The organism is Sphingobacterium sp. UBA1897, assembly GCF_002337775.1.
GTDB classification, from domain to species: Bacteria; Bacteroidota; Bacteroidia; order Sphingobacteriales; family Sphingobacteriaceae; genus Sphingobacterium; species Sphingobacterium siyangense.
Map to the genome: position 1 here is coordinate 197,244 of NZ_DDGR01000001.1, position 14,818 is coordinate 212,061.

Genomic DNA, 14,818 nt, shown 5'->3' on the forward strand with positions numbered 1-14,818 from the left:
TGTGGTAGAATCATTATTTACTACCTGCAGTGATTATGAACATTATCTGCAGGTAATAATGGGTATTAATTACGACAGCTTTTTATTGGATATGCCCAAGTTTTTCGCCAATCCGAACAAAGAATTGATAAAGCTCTTGTCTTCGCCATTTTCAGCGTCAGTCGCCGCTTGTTGAAGTTTAATCAATGCTGCTGAAACTGTGAGGTTCTTTATATCGTTTGTGGAAATTCCATATTTATCGGCTAATCCACGCACCTTCTCTGCAAGGTCTCCTTGTCCATCTGGACCTATCAGTGAGTTCTTAATAGCTGTGGCATGTTTAGAGTTGTCAATCAAGTGATCAAAACCTTTGGAATTGGAAACTTGACGGACGATATTCTCAAAGAACATGGTTTCGCCACCAACGATATCTATTTTTGCAGTTTTAAGTGCTTCCGACAATACGCCAGCTTGTGCTTGAGCAATGTCTTTTTGGATATTGATGTGTGCGAGTTCAATATCACGTTCTTTTTGCAATTGCAATTTGAACTCTTCGTGATCTCTGCCCACACCATCCAATTTCTTCATCGCCTCAGCTTTCTCTTCGATACCTTTTGCTTCAGCAAGTGCTTTCTCACGAACAACTTCCGCTTGTGCTAAGCCCTCTTTACGCATTGCTTCCGCTTTCTTCTCGATCACATTAGCTTCAACGGTACCTTGTTTTTCTTCGGCTTCGGCTTTTGCAACCATTACTTCAGCTTCGGATAAGCCAAGCGCGGCTTCTTCTTTGGCTTGTGCTTCAGCAATAATCTTACGACTTTCGGCTTCCTTCAGCGATGCTTCTTTTTTCGCTTCAGCATCGATCAATAATTCCTGAGCACGTTTTTCGGCAATTTTACGAGCCGCCTCTGCATCGATTACTTTTTTCTCCGCTTCCTGCTCTGCAGCAATTTTTGCAGCTTCGGCCGCCTTAACAGTGGATATTAATTTTTCTTCTGCTTCTTGTGATGCCGCAATAACACCCGCTTGTTTCTTTCGTTCTACTTCACGGAATACTTCGATGTCTCGGACGCCTTGTTGCTCTTCAATAACCCCTTTCTCCAATTGTACGCGTTCCTTGATAACCCCTTGGATACTTTTCTTCTCCGTCTCGATAGAGCGTTCTTTGTCGATCTGAGCCAAGGTAACAATGCGCTCACGTTCTGTTTGTTCCAAAGCACGGTCTTTCTCTACGCGCTCTGCTTCTACAGCATCTGTGCGCTGTTTGTTTTTCTCAGCAATGATAATCTGACGCAGCTTATTTTCTTCCTGTACTGCCAGTTGCTCTTCGGTAGAAATCCTGACACTTTCGTACTTGAGACGTTCTTCTTCACGGACCTTTGCTATTTCTGCTTCTTCGCGTGCTCTGATGTTATCAATTTCCCGTTTTTGTTTTTCTTCTTTTTCAGCAAGTTGACGATCAAGTTCCAAAATCGCTTCACGAGCTTCCACGTTTTGCTTTCTGATCAACTTCTCTTCGTCACGACGGATAAAATTGGCATTGATATTTTGCTTGGCCGTTAACTCCGTTATCTTTTTAATGCCTTCACTGTCTAAGATATTGTTTGGATTGAGATGCTCAATATCGGTCTGCTCAAGATAGTCGATTGCACAGTCATCTAGAATATAACCGTTCAGGTCTGTTCCGATGATATCCAAAATTTCGTCGCGAAACTCCCGACGCGCTTCATACAATTCGATGAAATCAAATTTCTTACCGACTGTTTTTAAGGCCTCGGAGAATTTAGATTCAAAAATGCTTTTTAATGTTTCCGGCTCACTTGCACGGTCGCAACCTAAATTTTGGGCAACATTGATCACATCATCTACACTTTTATTGACGCGAACAAAGAAAGCAACTTTGATATCTGCACGAATATTGTCCTTGCAGATCAAACCCTCACCTTGCATACGGGCGATCTCAATTTTTTTGATAGAGATGTCCATGATCTCCATCTTGTGAAATACAGGTACAACATACATTCCTTTGTTGAATGCTACCTTTGTACCACCAACACCAGTACGGACAATTGCTTTCCCTTGTGGAATTTTCTTATAGAATGCACTCAATACAACAAAGAATGCAAAAATTAAAAAGACAGCCAATCCGACAATTAAAAGTATAATTCCGTTTAAGCCACTTAAAAATAAAAGAGGTTGATATAGCATATGATTTGTATTTATTTAGATTTTAATAGTTGGGTTTACGATTAGGATTTAAAAGAATAAATATCCGTTCTTTTAGGACAGTTGTTTAGGTGTCGATTCTTTTCTTCTTTTTTCATTAAATATTGTCTATCGTAATTTCTTTGGTCACATAATAATATTTCTTGTCCTTGGATTCGTCAACAATAATGACATCGTCTCCGTAGCCTATTTTCTCCCCATTGTGGCTGACAACATTGAGGCGAATAGGGTCCTGTTGGATGATAAATTCGGCAGAACCTATTTTCTTGCCTTCAATACTGGCTCTCATTTTACCCATGCGACCAAGAAAATCGTGACTTTCTTCGCCATTGTAACCTATAGTTTTAAACATTTTAGCTAAGGGTTTGGTCAGAAAATGCATTAATATAAATGTAACAATGAAAACGGGGATTAGGATAAATACAGACTTTATTCCCCATGAAGCAACATCGATAAAGAGCGAAGAAACAATGGTAATTATCCAGCCTATAAATTTGAATAGTGTTACAATAAGCATGATGGGTACTTTGCCAACATTGATGTAATCCATTGCTTTTGCAAAGAAACCAGGTTCTGTATTAGCGCCCGTATCCGTATGATGATGAACATGGTCGCCCCCCTCAGTTGCGATATCATGTGATCCATCAACGTCCGTGACATCAGGTGTAGGATGGAGGTCTATATCTGCATCGGCATCAAAGAGATGTACTCCATCACCCATCAGAAACATAAATAACCAATACACTACAGACATGCCAGTTAAGACTGTCATAATTCCATTGGATAATGGATTGAATAAGATATTGATTAGTTCTGTCATCGTGTTATTGTTTAAATTTTCTCCCTTTTGAATGTGTAATGGAACGACCAGGAACTGCCATTGACCTCAAGGTCCTGCATGGTTACCAGTTCCCAGCCTTGATTTCCAAGATCATTTAAGATTTCATCAATTTTTTCGGGATCCAACTTTGTTCCCCAGAAACCCTTAGGTTCAATTTTTAGCGTTTTATACTCAAATCTTTTCATCACTATTTAATTTTCTTTTTAGTTCTTCTAATTCGTTGTTGACGGCTTCAGACCCGCCGATGGTCTCGTTAATCTCATCAACTTTACTTTTATTACCTAGTGCAATCTCGCCATAGGCCTTCGCTAGTGCCTCGTCTTCCTCGACTTTCTCTTTCATACGTTCTAACATGGAAATCGTACTATTGGAATCGATATTAGCGAGCTGCCGATTGACCATTTTAGCTGCGTTAGAGACCTTTACACGTGCCTTTAATGTGGAGAGTTCACCTTCCCATTTCGATATATTGAATTTGAGAATGTCTACATTTTTGTGTAGCTCATCGGCTGAACTTTGATGAATCACAGCTTGTTTCTCCAATTCACTAGCTTCGATTAATAACTGTTTTTTCAGCAACAGCGCTTCCTTTGCCAGACCTTCGGCCTTTTCTGCCGTTAGCTCTCCCTTTTGTGCCTTTTGGAGTAATAGAATAGCTTTGTTCTCAAATTCATTGGCTTCTTCTTTTTTCTTTTCACAATTGTTTTGGGTCCGTATGGCTAAGGCCTTCACTTTAGCATAGGCTTCCAACGATTGTTCCAGGTCCTCTTTCATCTCACGGATACCCTGTTCCGTCATTTTGATGGGGTCTTCCATTTTGTCCACGACTGCGTGGATCTCTGCTTGACCGATTCTGAAAATTCTCTTAAAAATATTCATTATTCTATAATTTTGAAAAACTTATTAACTGATTATAATATTCACTCATCAACAGACTCAGCGAATTGATGGCTGCATCGAATTCGTTCTGGTCGAGATTATGTATTTGTAACGTATACCGAAATATAACTTTGGTACCATCTTCCGTTAACGCAAATCCGCCGTGGATAATATCTCTATTTTTTATCAATAGTGATTTGAACATATCCATGCTGTCATTGCTGATTGTAAAAAGGTATTGCTCAAAAATCAGGATGGGTTGGGCAATGCCTACAATGAGGTTACGAATTCCGTCGTCTTCATTTTCGATGACAAAGATTCCTTCTTTTGTATCCTTATGGGTAATGTTGTAACCGATGTTGGCGATATAATTTTCAATTTTTGAGAAGTACATAATCAAGTTTTTTATATATTGCACATATTCTTTGCATAAAGGTAATAAAAATGCAAAAATATTTTGCAATAAAAATTCAATTTTTTTTAAAATGAGTAACGTAGGGAACAATATTAAGAAATTAAGAAAAGTGAAAGGAATGAGCCAACAGGCATTTGGGGATGTTTTTAATCTTACTAGAGGTAATATTTCGTCTTACGAAGAAATGCGTGCGGAACCAAAAATTGAGATTGTTCTTAAGATTGCAAATTATTTTGGCATTCCTGTGCAGCATCTTATTGAAAAAAATCTATCTGTCAATGAAATTCTTAATTTCAATGATTATTTTGAGCCAAATGTTTCAATTATTGGACGTAAAAGATTGTTACAAATCCCGCTGCTGGAACGGGATGCTATTTTTGAAGCGAGTACTCATTTTTCGAAATTAGATGAGCTTCCAATAATTGAATTTCCTTTGCAAAGTAGGAACCGTCTCATCGCAATCGAATATGCTGACGCTATTCCGGTACCGAGCGATTTTTTGGCTAGCCCTCAATCCATTTTGTTTTTTGAAGAAGTTGATGTTCAGAGCTTACATACTTTGGATAAGGCCTTTGGTTTGTATTTTTCCGAGGAAGAGTTCTTTATTGGAAAATACAGTTTGCAGGAAAAAGAGATTAGTTTAGCCTTAAATGTCTGGAAGAAGGTTGATTTCACTTTGGGAGAGAAAGCATATTTCTGGAAATTGTATGCCAAGTTTGAGCGAATCTAATTGCGTGGAACTTTTCCCTGCTATTGATTTGGTATTGCCGGTATCGAGCGTATTTACATATTGTTACCATATTCTAGGTTAATGGTGTTACTATACTGTACTTACAGGGGGGTAACAAGGGGTTTACAGGGATTCACCCCTGCTATACCCCTGCTATACCCCTGTTAACCCCTTGTAATACACCTGCTAAAAGCGGCTTTGAAGTTGATCTGATGCTGACTTTCCTGCAAGAAAAGAAGACTACTAAATCAGGTCTGAAGATGTGAATGCCCACAAAAAATTTTGTGAAGTCGGGCATTGTAATTAAATTAGTTCGACAATAAAGTAAAACTTTTGCGCTGTTGATTCACGTCTTTGGTTCATGATAGCTTATTCTAAACTGTTATCTCACAATAAAAATGGAAATTTGTGCAGGATCCGATCCAAGATAAGGAGTCAGTACCTGGATAGTACGATAATGTATCATCAACAGAGAGTTAGTTTTTATTGGTAAGAATAAATCTCAAGGACGGTAATGTTATAAATCGGTAATGTTATAAGTAAGATAGATAATGATGAACTTGTCGATCCGCTAAAAGTAGTGTGATTTATTTAGTTTCAGTACAACATGCATAAACGGCTAAATTACCATGGATAAAAAACTAAATTTAAATAGATGAAGAAAGTAACCTTATTAGCATTAATTGCTGGATTTTTTGTTATTTCCTGTAATAATTCCACGGCTAAAAAAGTCGAAGTAAAAGATACGACTGCCGCTATTGACATTAAAAAAGATACGGCTAAAACGCTGTTGGAAAATAGAGGCGGCGAAGTGCCAATACCTAAATTTAGTTCTGTTGAGACACAAAAATTAGCGGAGGATTACACAAAATATATTAAGGAATTTATCACTGTTGCTAAAAGTGGCGATGTTGTTAAGCTTAAGGAGCTTGCGTCCAAACGACAGGAATGGGCGACCAAAGAAACTGAAGCTGTTTCTAAGTTTACACCGGAAGATGCCAAATTATGGAAGGCTTATGCTGAGAACCTAGGAAGAGCGTTGACAGCAAGCCTAACAAAATAAGTTGTGAACAATCGACGAGGTAGAGGCTTGAAAAATCTACCTCGCCGCCCCTACTAGAAGGGGAGGTCATCTTCATTTTCGTCCGGAAGTGTTGGGCTGTCTTCTTTGGCACCGTTTGACTCTGATAAAACCAAGAAATTATCTACTTTAATTTCTGTGACATATTGTTTTACCCCATCTGCATTCTCATAATTACGATAGGTGAGTTTGCCCTCAACCATGAGTTTGGTCCCACGTTGGCATTTCTTTTCAATGGTATTGTTTTGATTACCCCAAACCACGAGTGTATGCCATTGAACTTCTTCAACCCACTCGCCGGCTTTGTTCTTGAAGAGATCATTGGTGGCGAGACGTAATACGGAATAATTGGTGCCGGTGGAAGTTGTTTTGATTAATGGGTCGTTTCCTAAATGACCAACCAATTGTACTTTGTTGCGTAATGTGCTCATGCGTCTAATTTTTAAATGTTTTTAATAATTCTTATTTTAGTTGACGGTCATTGGCTATTGATGCCAGATGATCTTAAGCAAAGGTGGGGCGGAGAAAAGACTATAGTCGTCTATTTACCATTTGTATTCGACTATAGTCGATTGTAACCGTTTGTTGTCGTTTAATCTTCCGTTATGAGTTCTGTCGAGAAAGTTTGCCTTGAATGTGGCAAGGATATATATGGCCGTTCTGACAAGCGATTTTGTGATGATGCTTGCCGGAACGCCTATAACAATAAATTAAATAGCGACCAGACCAATATGGTGCGCAATGTGAATAATATCCTACGAAAAAACCGTCGTATTTTATTGGAAGCGTTGAGTGGGGAGGGTATGATCAAGATACAACGGGAAAAGTTAAAGCGATTGGGATTTGATTTTAAGTTCCATACACATACTTTTTCCAATAACAAGGGACAGACCTATAACTTTATTTATGAAACAGGCTATCTGTTGCTGGAGAATGATTGGGTATTGATCGTTCAAAAGAAACCGCTATGATTTTGAACGCAACAAATTCATTTGTATTGGTTTAGTTTGCAGCACTGAACTTGGCCTTCCTTATTGTGATATAATTAAAAATAGTGAAGGTTAGAATCAATATGTAGTAGCATACTGGGATGAGTAAAAAATAGGCGCTATTGAATATATCGCTTAAAAAAGACGGTAGTGAAATCTTAAAAAAATCTGCAATAATAATATAGCCTATGAAACTTCCGAGAAAAAATAGTCCAACAGCATGTATTACAATTATTTTTTTTAGGTGCTTACTGTAAAAGGCGTCTTTATTTTGCTTCGTATAGCCCATAATCGCTGGGACCAATAATCCTAATAATGGATTGACCAGAAAGGTGAGCGATGCTAAATATAGCGCTTTAATACTTCCTGTTTGATTGTTGTCGATACTGATTTGATTTACATTTGGCATAATGAGTTGTTCTAAAGGTATTTCTAAGATTTGACTGATCTGTTTGAGACTAAATCCACTGATTTCTTCAGTGCCTTTTTCGATGCGTTGCACTGTTCTTAGCGATACACCCGCCTGATCGGCGAGTTCCTGCTGCGTTAGTCCCTTACGTTTTCTTGATAGTTTGATTAATTGATTAGCTGATTGACTTTCCATAGTCCAAAGATGGGGAAATAGTCATTGAATTTCAGCAAAATTGATGCGACAATAATATGCCAATATCGTGCTGTGAGATATAACAGATTAATAATCAAAAGTTTTTGGGAATGTGGTAAATATTTTGAATCTTTGCAATTTAACAGAGTAATTAATAAAAACGGAAGAATATGTTTGCAATATTAGAAAATCCCGCTTCGTCCACAGAGAAGATTCTCGGGAATATTCTTCGGAATACGGCCCTTTCCTAATCTTCTTTTTTAATACGTTAAGTAACCTACGTTGATATTGGCTAAAAATTGGCTCTCTAAATGGTGGCCCACTGTTCCAATATGCTTAGCTTATTATGGAGTTTTAGAAATCCAGTTACTTTCAAGATGATTGTGAAAGCTGGATATGAATGTTATGTTTTAGAAAATTTTATGAATTCAGTAAATAAATATGTCCTTCAGGCACTGGATAACTATCCAATGTATTTGGAGGAGACCATGGAATCCTTATCCTATGCGCTGTCTTATGATGAGTCCAATACAATGGCGCTGTGTTTGATGGGAAGAGTTCATGCCGAACAGCTATTGGACTATGAGCAGGCAAAAAGGTATTTCCAGGAAGCTTTGGTGCATAATGTGCAGGCACTGGAGGTATATCCTTATTTCATTCAGACACTGATCGATATGGGGGAGTATGAAGCTGCAAAAAAGACGATTAAATTTGCTTTGACACTTCCGGCGATGCCCTTGGCAGGGATATGGATCAAGAAAGCACTTTTATTTGAAAAATTGAGAAAATATAAAAAGGCATTGAAGGCGTTAAAGATGGCACAACTTGAGAATGTTGATCTTGATTTTTCGTCAAGCCTGAAGTCGATTGAAGATCGGATTAAGGGGAAACAGGAAATTAAGAACGGGAAAGAAAAGGAAAACAAGAAAGAAAAGAAGAACACCCGAAAATAGTCTTACATTATCCGGATGACGGTTTTTGTTTCGAACCAAGGTCCAATAAAGAAGCCCTAGATGAAATTTCATCTAGGGCTTTATCAAAATAGTTTAAGAATTATTCTGCTCTTAAGATTTTCGCAGCCTCAACCATCGACTCTAAAGCCGCTTTGGTTTCTGGCCAAGCACGAGTTTTTAAACCACAGTCAGGGTTAACCCAAAGTTGTTCTGCTGGAACTACTGCTTTTGCTTTACGCAATAGATCTACCATCTCATCTTTGCTTGGAACACGTGGTGAGTGAATGTCATAAACACCTGGACCAATATCGTTTGGATATTTGAAATCACCGGCGAAAGCATTCAACAATTTCATTTGAGAGCGTGAAGTCTCAATCGTGATGACGTCAGCATCCATTGCAGCGATGTCTTCGATTACATTATTGAACTCAGAGTAACACATGTGTGTGTGAATCTGTGTATCGTCCTCTACATTTGATGAAGAAACACGGAAAGCACGTACTGCCCAGTTCAAGTAATCTTTTTGATCAGCTTTACGTAGCGGCAATCCTTCGCGGATTGCTGGTTCATCGATTTGTATGATTTTGATACCTGCTTTTTCCAGCGCTTGTACTTCATCCAAGATCGCCAATGCAATTTGGTAAGTCGTTGTTGAACGCGGTTGATCATTACGTACAAAAGACCATTGTAAGATGGTAACCGGACCAGTCAACATACCTTTAACCGGACGGTTAGTCAATGATTGAGCGTATGAAGACCAACGGACAGTCATATCTTCAGGACGGTATACATCACCATAGATAATCGGAGGTTTTACACAACGTGAACCGTAAGATTGTACCCAGCCGTTTTGTGTGAAAGCGTAACCAGCCAATTGTTCACCGAAGTATTCAACCATGTCGTTACGTTCGAATTCGCCATGTACTAATACGTCGATATCCAATTGCTCTTGAAGACGGATTGTGTTTTCAGTTTCTTCTGCGATTGCTTTATCGTACTCTGCCTGCGTGATAGCACCTTTTTTCAGGTCTGCTCTCCATTTACGAACATCTTTCGTTTGCGGGAATGAACCAATAGTTGTGGTAGGGAATGCCGGCAAGTTGAACTTCGCTTGTTGCGCTGCTTTACGGTCAGCAAATGCTGAAGTACGTTTCGCATCGTCATCAGTGATATTGCTTGTACGTGTTTTAACCTCTGGTTTGTGGATCAGTGGAGAAGTGCGACGGCTTTCAGCGGCAGCTTTGTTCGCTTCGAAGCGTTTTGCTGTTTCAGCATCAACTTCACCTTCTGCTAATACGGCTAAGTCTTTTACCTCAGCTAATTTTTGTTTAGCAAATGCTAACCAGTTTTTTACTTCAGCTGGTAGCGATTGCTCATTGTGTTCATTGTCTAAGTCGAAAGGAACGTGCAACAATGATGAAGAAGGAGCTACCCATACACGGTCTTTTCCTAATGCATCAACAGCTTGTTTGATTTTAACCAATGATTTTTCGTAATCATTTTTCCAGATGTTACGGCCTTCAACAATACCCAAAGATAATGTTAATGAAGCAGGAACTTTAGCTAGTACCGTATCCAATTGGTTTTCACCGCGTACCAAATCCAAATGTAAAGCATGGATAGGTAAGTTAACTGCGATATCTTCGTTGTCTTTTAAAGCTTCGAAGTAAGTCGTCGCGATTAATTTGATATTTTTTGCTGCTGCAGCTAATTTTTCGAAAGTAGGTTGATATAAAGCTTTTACTTTAGCATCTAAATCCAATGCTAAGAAAGGCTCGTCAATCTGGACATATTGCGCACCGGCCTCAGCTAGTTTAGCTAATATTTGCTCATATACTGGAACAAGTTTATCCAATAAATCGATGCGGTCAAAGCCAGCTTCTTTTTCTTTACCGATCAAAAGGTAAGTGATAGGACCTAATAGAACTGGTTTAGTATCGATGCCCAATGATTTTGCTTCGTTATATTCATTTAAGAATTTTTCGGACGTCAATTTGAATTCTTGATCTTTTGTGAATTCTGGCACCATATAGTGGTAGTTGGTATCCAACCACTTGGTCATTTCCATTGCAGTCACGTCGATTCCTTCTTGTTGGAAACCACGCGCCATGGCAAAATATAGATCTAAGCTGTAATTGTTGTCTACTTTATTCAATAAAGAATGGTAACGAGCAGGAATTGCACCAACAGTAAGGGTTAAATCCAATACTTGATCGTAAAAAGAGAAATCATTGGAAGGGATCAAATCTATTCCAGCATCTTTTTGTGTTTTCCAATTGCCTTCACGAATTTTTTTTGCTGTGTCCAATAATTCCTCAACAGAAGATTTTTTAGCCCAATAGGCCTCATTGGCTTTTTTCAATTCGCGGAACGCGCCCACACGAGGGTAACCTAAATTGTTAGTCAATAACATAATGAATGTTTTTAATATTTCTTTTTCAACTATATTTCTTGCTAGAGAGAGAAGGACACACTAGAATTCGGTGACTTCGGCTTATCATTCCCATATCAAGTAGGGTAGAATTTAGCACCTTGTCAAGGGACAGGTTGCTAAGGCTTCATCGGGTCTATTCCCTCTGCCTTTCTCTATAAGCGACGCTAAGTTAGAACATTTCTTTTTGAAATGCAAATTTTTTATAAAAGTGCGTCAATTTTTTATATTCTACTAAGGATAAAATTGTTTTGTTCTTTTCTTTTCATCCGTGATTTAGTGTATGTCATGTTTCAATACGCTGTGTAGCATAAAAAATGGGGAATGACTGTTTCTCATTCCCCATTCTTTTAGCTCACCAAAAGTTTGTAACCTTTTCCGTGCACATTGACAATTTCAACTTTACTATCTTCTTTTAGATATTTACGAAGTTTACTGAGAAATACATCCATACTTCTACCCGTAAAGTAGTTGTCATCATGCCATATTTTTAATAAAGCTTCTTCCCGGGTCAGCACATCATTTTTCTTTAAACAAAGCAAGCGCAGTAGTTCCGCTTCTTTAGTGGATAGTTTTTGCATCTGTCCTTTGTAAGAAATTTGCTGACTTGTATAATCAAAGAAATAATCGCCAATTTCAAATTTATCAGCAACCACTTCCTCTTCTTTGTCTCGAACACTGCGCTTCAGCAAAGCATTGATGCGGAGCAATAATTCCTCCACTCGAAAAGGCTTTGTGATATAATCATCTCCCCCTAATTCAAAGGCTTCGGTTTTATCTTCCATCATCCCCTTTGCTGTGGCAAAGATAATAGGAACAGTATTGTTTGTTTTTCTGATTTCACGTCCAACTGTAAATCCGTCCTTTTTTGGCATCATGACATCGAAAATACAGAGGTCGTAGTTATTTTTTTTGAATTGAGAAATCGCTTCATCTCCATCCGTGCATAATGTGACGTCAAATTTTCCCTTTAATTCGAGATAGTCTTTTAAAAGATCCCCCAAATTAGGATCATCTTCTGCTAATAATATCTTTTGCATAATGATTATATTAATTTTCACCAATGTCCCTTGATACTGATAAATCAGTTTTCCTCAACCTTTGAAATTTTTTAAAGAGGAAATATACAAAAAAGGAACGTTTTATTTTTTAATAGGCAAAATTACTTCAAAGGTCGTGCCCTTATCTTTTTCACTTTTAACTGTAATTTTTCCGTTCAGCCTTCTCAGGATGTCCTGGACATAACTTAAGCCAAGACCAAATCCTTTGACATTATGAACATTTCCAGTTGGAATACGGTAGAACTGGTCGAAAATCTTTTGCAGGTGATCTCGGCTCATCCCAATGCCGTTGTCGGCAATGGTGACGACAACGGTATCGCCAACATTTTTTGAATTGATGTTGACATGTAAATCTCCTTTGCTGTACTTGATGGCATTATCCAATAAATTGTAAAATACATTCGAAAAATGCAGTTCGTCACCAACAACAACATCTTTCGCCGCCGCTAGATCTATGGAAAATTTTCCGCCGATATTTTGCATCCTTAACTGCATACTGTCGGTAACTGCTGAAACAAGATCATTAATATGCACATCCACCTGGTCTAACTTTAATGTTTCCTTTTCCAATCGGGCTAGGTCAAGCACACGTTCAATATGATTTCCTAGCCTAACATTCTCATCGTAGATGATATTAGCCAATTTCTGAACGCGTTTATGGTCGGCATTGATGTCTGGATCTTTAAGTGACTCACTGGCAATCATAATTGTTGCAACAGGTGTTTTAAACTCATGCGTCATGTTGTTGATGAAATCTGTCTTCATTTCCGAAACTTTCTTTTGTCTGAAGATGATAATCAGCGTATAAGCAAAACAACCCACCAACAAGAAAAGTAGTGCCAGCATAGGTAGTAACAGATAGCCCATATTATCTGCGATTATCGCCTTTTTATTGGGGAAATAGATTGTTAATTTCCCTGGTGCGGCACCGATATCACCTTTAAAAAGTGCGGTCGAGTATTTTGTTGTATTTGTCGGGTTGTTTAAAGCGGCTTCGTTTAAAATATTATTTAGTAATATATTGTTTGTACTCCATATTTCAATATTAAAAGGAGCTTTAATGTCGCGTTGAGCCAACTCTTCTTTGATAAGTTCTTGGACGATGATAACATTCAATCGATCTTTTAACGGACGTTTAGCCAGCTCCATTCCAATAGCAACATCTTCGATGTAGTCTGCTTTTTTGCCTCCCAGCATCGCAACGGAATCGTATACATTAAAACCACTCCAAGCGTTTTTTCTGTTGAGGATATCCAATCTTTTTTCCAAATCAGAAATTGTTTTTGCAAGTTTCGCATTCTCTCTCGGTGGTAATGTGGCTACCCTGAATTTTGTCTGTTGATTCACCAGTGGGTCCATTAAGGGGATAACAAACCGTGTGCTATCGTCTTTTCCACTAATCTGATCATCTACCTTTGATGCGTTTAACATGATAAAAGCTTGCACCAGATTATCGTCGGTAAGCTCATTTGAAACAGAAAATTTGATAAATTTCTGGTACTCCGGTCTTTTGATGTATGTTTCGTAAAAAGAATTTTTGATTTCAATTACATTTGGATATAAAGCACGCAATTGGTCTTCTTGCTCTTTAAAGTTTGAGAAAACAACATGTTGTTTGTTTTTTAATTCTTCAATTCTATACTGTATTTCGAGTTGCTCGGCCAACAGACGTTGTTTGGCCTGTTCCTGCTTGGATTTTTCAATGTTACGTTCCTGTTGAACTTTAGCAAAGTCGACCACCTCCCGTCGTTCAAGCTTTCCAGCAACAGCTGTAATCGCAGCATTGACGGACTCATCAAATAATTGGGATTTTTGACGATATGAATCTCTCAGAAAATAGAATTGCATAGCCAATACCCCAATTAGAGCTAGAGACATCAGTCCAATGATTAATACAATGCTATTTTTCTTCATTAGGGTTGGGTGTTAAATAAATGTATTTTGAATATATCACAAAGTTTATAGTACTCAGTTTATTTACCTTTTGCGTATCCATCCCTTATACCATGTGAGTGGCCATTTAAGGTCCGGTAGCCCATATTTTCTTAAATTGTTACAAATATAAAGATGCTAATGTGTTTTGAAGCTGTTTTAACAATGTTTAACAGCAATCTGTTTAAATATAGGTGCTGTTGTTTGTAAATTAGTGAATAGAAATAAATTATGTGCTGAATTGGTCTATTGATAAATTTAGTCTACGCGGTTAATTCTGGCTGCTATAGAAGTGAATAAGCCGAGTATAACGTGTTCATTGGTGCAATTGAGTGCAGATACTCTTAACAACTATATAGAGATGAAAAGTTATGTATTATTATTGGTATTATCTTCCATAGGAACAATTGCTTTGGGGCAGGTGAAGGTAAAGCCGCAGATTCCTTTGATGGAGGAAAAGGAAGCAAAGATGCCCGTCCTAAAATTGGATTCTTCTAATGAGAAGTACAATATGCCTATTAAGAACCTGAAGCGTGTGGATGGTTTAGCTCCTATGCCAGGAACGGAAAAAATGCCTAAAGGTGATGAGAAAGAAAACAATCTTCCGTTTAGACGCTTGAATGATTCGCTAAAGGTGAAGGACTTTAAATTAAAAATCGACTCCTTGTATCCAAACAAGCAAAAAAAATAGCGTTCT

The 14,818-nt window shown here is 38.1% G+C and carries 15 protein-coding genes and 1 riboswitch; of the genes, 5 read left to right on the forward strand and 10 right to left on the reverse strand.

What is annotated here, in order from left to right; genetic code table 11:
* Nucleotides 1-69 precede the first annotated feature (69 nt).
* From B4N43_RS00750 to B4N43_RS00770, 5 genes are all read right to left on the reverse strand, one after another.
* Nucleotides 70-2,187 (reverse strand): flotillin family protein, encoded by a 2,118-nt coding sequence (locus tag B4N43_RS00750; protein WP_075990843.1) that lies wholly within the window; start codon nucleotides 2,185-2,187, stop codon nucleotides 70-72.
* Nucleotides 2,188-2,302: 115 nt separating this feature from the next.
* The gene (locus B4N43_RS00755; protein WP_088160061.1) at nucleotides 2,303-3,025 is read right to left on the reverse strand and encodes an OB-fold-containig protein; all 723 of its coding nucleotides are present in this window, start codon (nucleotides 3,023-3,025) and stop codon (nucleotides 2,303-2,305) included.
* Nucleotides 3,026-3,036: 11 nt separating this feature from the next.
* Nucleotides 3,037-3,231, reverse strand: a complete 195-nt coding sequence (locus B4N43_RS00760; RefSeq protein ID WP_088160062.1) for a DUF4177 domain-containing protein — start codon at nucleotides 3,229-3,231, stop codon at nucleotides 3,037-3,039.
* Entirely contained in the window at nucleotides 3,218-3,925 is a 708-nt protein-coding gene (locus B4N43_RS00765) for a PspA/IM30 family protein (protein ID WP_088160063.1), read from the reverse strand. The genes B4N43_RS00760 and B4N43_RS00765 overlap by 14 nt, the downstream gene beginning before the upstream one ends.
* 4 nt (nucleotides 3,926-3,929) lie before the next feature.
* Complete coding sequence (locus B4N43_RS00770; RefSeq protein WP_088163431.1) at nucleotides 3,930-4,319, reverse strand: YbjN domain-containing protein; 390 nt, start codon at nucleotides 4,317-4,319, stop codon at nucleotides 3,930-3,932.
* A 91-nt stretch (nucleotides 4,320-4,410) separates the two neighbouring features.
* Between B4N43_RS00770 and B4N43_RS00775 the strand changes: the two genes are divergently transcribed.
* Entirely contained in the window at nucleotides 4,411-5,070 is a 660-nt protein-coding gene (locus B4N43_RS00775; RefSeq protein WP_088160064.1) for a helix-turn-helix domain-containing protein, read from the forward strand.
* Between the two features lie 655 nt (nucleotides 5,071-5,725).
* Nucleotides 5,726-6,133: a hypothetical protein gene (locus B4N43_RS00780; RefSeq protein WP_286732328.1), complete on the forward strand. Its 408-nt coding sequence runs from the start codon at nucleotides 5,726-5,728 to the stop codon at nucleotides 6,131-6,133.
* A gap of 53 nt (nucleotides 6,134-6,186) precedes the next feature.
* Here B4N43_RS00780 and B4N43_RS00785 read toward each other — a convergent pair whose 3' ends face one another.
* Nucleotides 6,187-6,582 carry a single-stranded DNA-binding protein gene (locus tag B4N43_RS00785; RefSeq protein ID WP_075990849.1) on the reverse strand — a complete coding sequence of 132 codons (396 nt, stop codon included), beginning with the start codon at nucleotides 6,580-6,582 and terminating at the stop codon, nucleotides 6,187-6,189.
* Nucleotides 6,583-6,756: 174 nt separating this feature from the next.
* Between B4N43_RS00785 and B4N43_RS00790 the strand changes: the two genes are divergently transcribed.
* Complete coding sequence (locus tag B4N43_RS00790) at nucleotides 6,757-7,122, forward strand: hypothetical protein (RefSeq protein WP_088160066.1); 366 nt, start codon at nucleotides 6,757-6,759, stop codon at nucleotides 7,120-7,122.
* A gap of 31 nt (nucleotides 7,123-7,153) precedes the next feature.
* Here the strand turns inward: B4N43_RS00790 and B4N43_RS00795 are convergent, their stop codons facing one another.
* Nucleotides 7,154-7,744: a helix-turn-helix domain-containing protein gene (locus B4N43_RS00795; protein WP_286732329.1), complete on the reverse strand. Its 591-nt coding sequence runs from the start codon at nucleotides 7,742-7,744 to the stop codon at nucleotides 7,154-7,156.
* 422 nt (nucleotides 7,745-8,166) lie between these two features.
* Between B4N43_RS00795 and B4N43_RS00800 the strand changes: the two genes are divergently transcribed.
* Complete coding sequence (locus B4N43_RS00800; RefSeq protein ID WP_145327179.1) at nucleotides 8,167-8,697, forward strand: hypothetical protein; 531 nt, start codon at nucleotides 8,167-8,169, stop codon at nucleotides 8,695-8,697.
* Between the two features lie 100 nt (nucleotides 8,698-8,797).
* Here the strand turns inward: B4N43_RS00800 and metE are convergent, their stop codons facing one another.
* The 3 genes from metE to B4N43_RS00815 form a co-directional block, all read right to left on the reverse strand.
* Nucleotides 8,798-11,110: a 5-methyltetrahydropteroyltriglutamate--homocysteine S-methyltransferase gene (gene metE, locus B4N43_RS00805; RefSeq protein ID WP_120333103.1), complete on the reverse strand. Its 2,313-nt coding sequence runs from the start codon at nucleotides 11,108-11,110 to the stop codon at nucleotides 8,798-8,800.
* A 78-nt stretch (nucleotides 11,111-11,188) separates the two neighbouring features.
* Nucleotides 11,189-11,292, reverse strand: a riboswitch (SAM riboswitch).
* Between the two features lie 186 nt (nucleotides 11,293-11,478).
* On the reverse strand, nucleotides 11,479-12,168 hold the full coding sequence (locus tag B4N43_RS00810) for a response regulator transcription factor (RefSeq protein WP_172840643.1): 690 nt from the start codon (nucleotides 12,166-12,168) through the stop codon (nucleotides 11,479-11,481).
* Between the two features lie 102 nt (nucleotides 12,169-12,270).
* The gene (locus B4N43_RS00815) at nucleotides 12,271-14,103 is read right to left on the reverse strand and encodes a sensor histidine kinase (protein WP_286732332.1); all 1,833 of its coding nucleotides are present in this window, start codon (nucleotides 14,101-14,103) and stop codon (nucleotides 12,271-12,273) included.
* A 379-nt stretch (nucleotides 14,104-14,482) separates the two neighbouring features.
* Between B4N43_RS00815 and B4N43_RS00820 the strand changes: the two genes are divergently transcribed.
* Nucleotides 14,483-14,812, forward strand: coding sequence for a hypothetical protein (locus B4N43_RS00820; protein WP_145327178.1), 330 nt, complete (start codon nucleotides 14,483-14,485; stop codon nucleotides 14,810-14,812).
* Nucleotides 14,813-14,818: the final 6 nt, after the last annotated feature.

Excerpts from the sequence above, each read along its gene's own strand:
- B4N43_RS00750 (WP_075990843.1), bottom strand. The coding sequence starts at position 2,187 with ATGCTATATCAACCTCTTTTATTTTTAAGTGGCTTAAACGGAATTATA.
- B4N43_RS00755 (WP_088160061.1), bottom strand. The coding sequence starts at position 3,025 with ATGACAGAACTAATCAATATCTTATTCAATCCATTATCCAATGGAATT.
- B4N43_RS00760 (WP_088160062.1), bottom strand. The coding sequence starts at position 3,231 with ATGAAAAGATTTGAGTATAAAACGCTAAAAATTGAACCTAAGGGTTTC.
- B4N43_RS00765 (WP_088160063.1), bottom strand. The coding sequence starts at position 3,925 with ATGAATATTTTTAAGAGAATTTTCAGAATCGGTCAAGCAGAGATCCAC.
- B4N43_RS00770 (WP_088163431.1), bottom strand. The coding sequence starts at position 4,319 with ATGTACTTCTCAAAAATTGAAAATTATATCGCCAACATCGGTTACAAC.
- B4N43_RS00775 (WP_088160064.1), top strand. The coding sequence starts at position 4,411 with ATGAGTAACGTAGGGAACAATATTAAGAAATTAAGAAAAGTGAAAGGA.
- B4N43_RS00780 (WP_286732328.1), top strand. The coding sequence starts at position 5,726 with ATGAAGAAAGTAACCTTATTAGCATTAATTGCTGGATTTTTTGTTATT.
- B4N43_RS00785 (WP_075990849.1), bottom strand. The coding sequence starts at position 6,582 with ATGAGCACATTACGCAACAAAGTACAATTGGTTGGTCATTTAGGAAAC.
- B4N43_RS00790 (WP_088160066.1), top strand. The coding sequence starts at position 6,757 with ATGAGTTCTGTCGAGAAAGTTTGCCTTGAATGTGGCAAGGATATATAT.
- B4N43_RS00795 (WP_286732329.1), bottom strand. The coding sequence starts at position 7,744 with ATGGAAAGTCAATCAGCTAATCAATTAATCAAACTATCAAGAAAACGT.
- B4N43_RS00800 (WP_145327179.1), top strand. The coding sequence starts at position 8,167 with ATGAATTCAGTAAATAAATATGTCCTTCAGGCACTGGATAACTATCCA.
- metE (WP_120333103.1), bottom strand. The coding sequence starts at position 11,110 with ATGTTATTGACTAACAATTTAGGTTACCCTCGTGTGGGCGCGTTCCGC.
- B4N43_RS00810 (WP_172840643.1), bottom strand. The coding sequence starts at position 12,168 with ATGCAAAAGATATTATTAGCAGAAGATGATCCTAATTTGGGGGATCTT.
- B4N43_RS00815 (WP_286732332.1), bottom strand. The coding sequence starts at position 14,103 with ATGAAGAAAAATAGCATTGTATTAATCATTGGACTGATGTCTCTAGCT.
- B4N43_RS00820 (WP_145327178.1), top strand. The coding sequence starts at position 14,483 with ATGAAAAGTTATGTATTATTATTGGTATTATCTTCCATAGGAACAATT.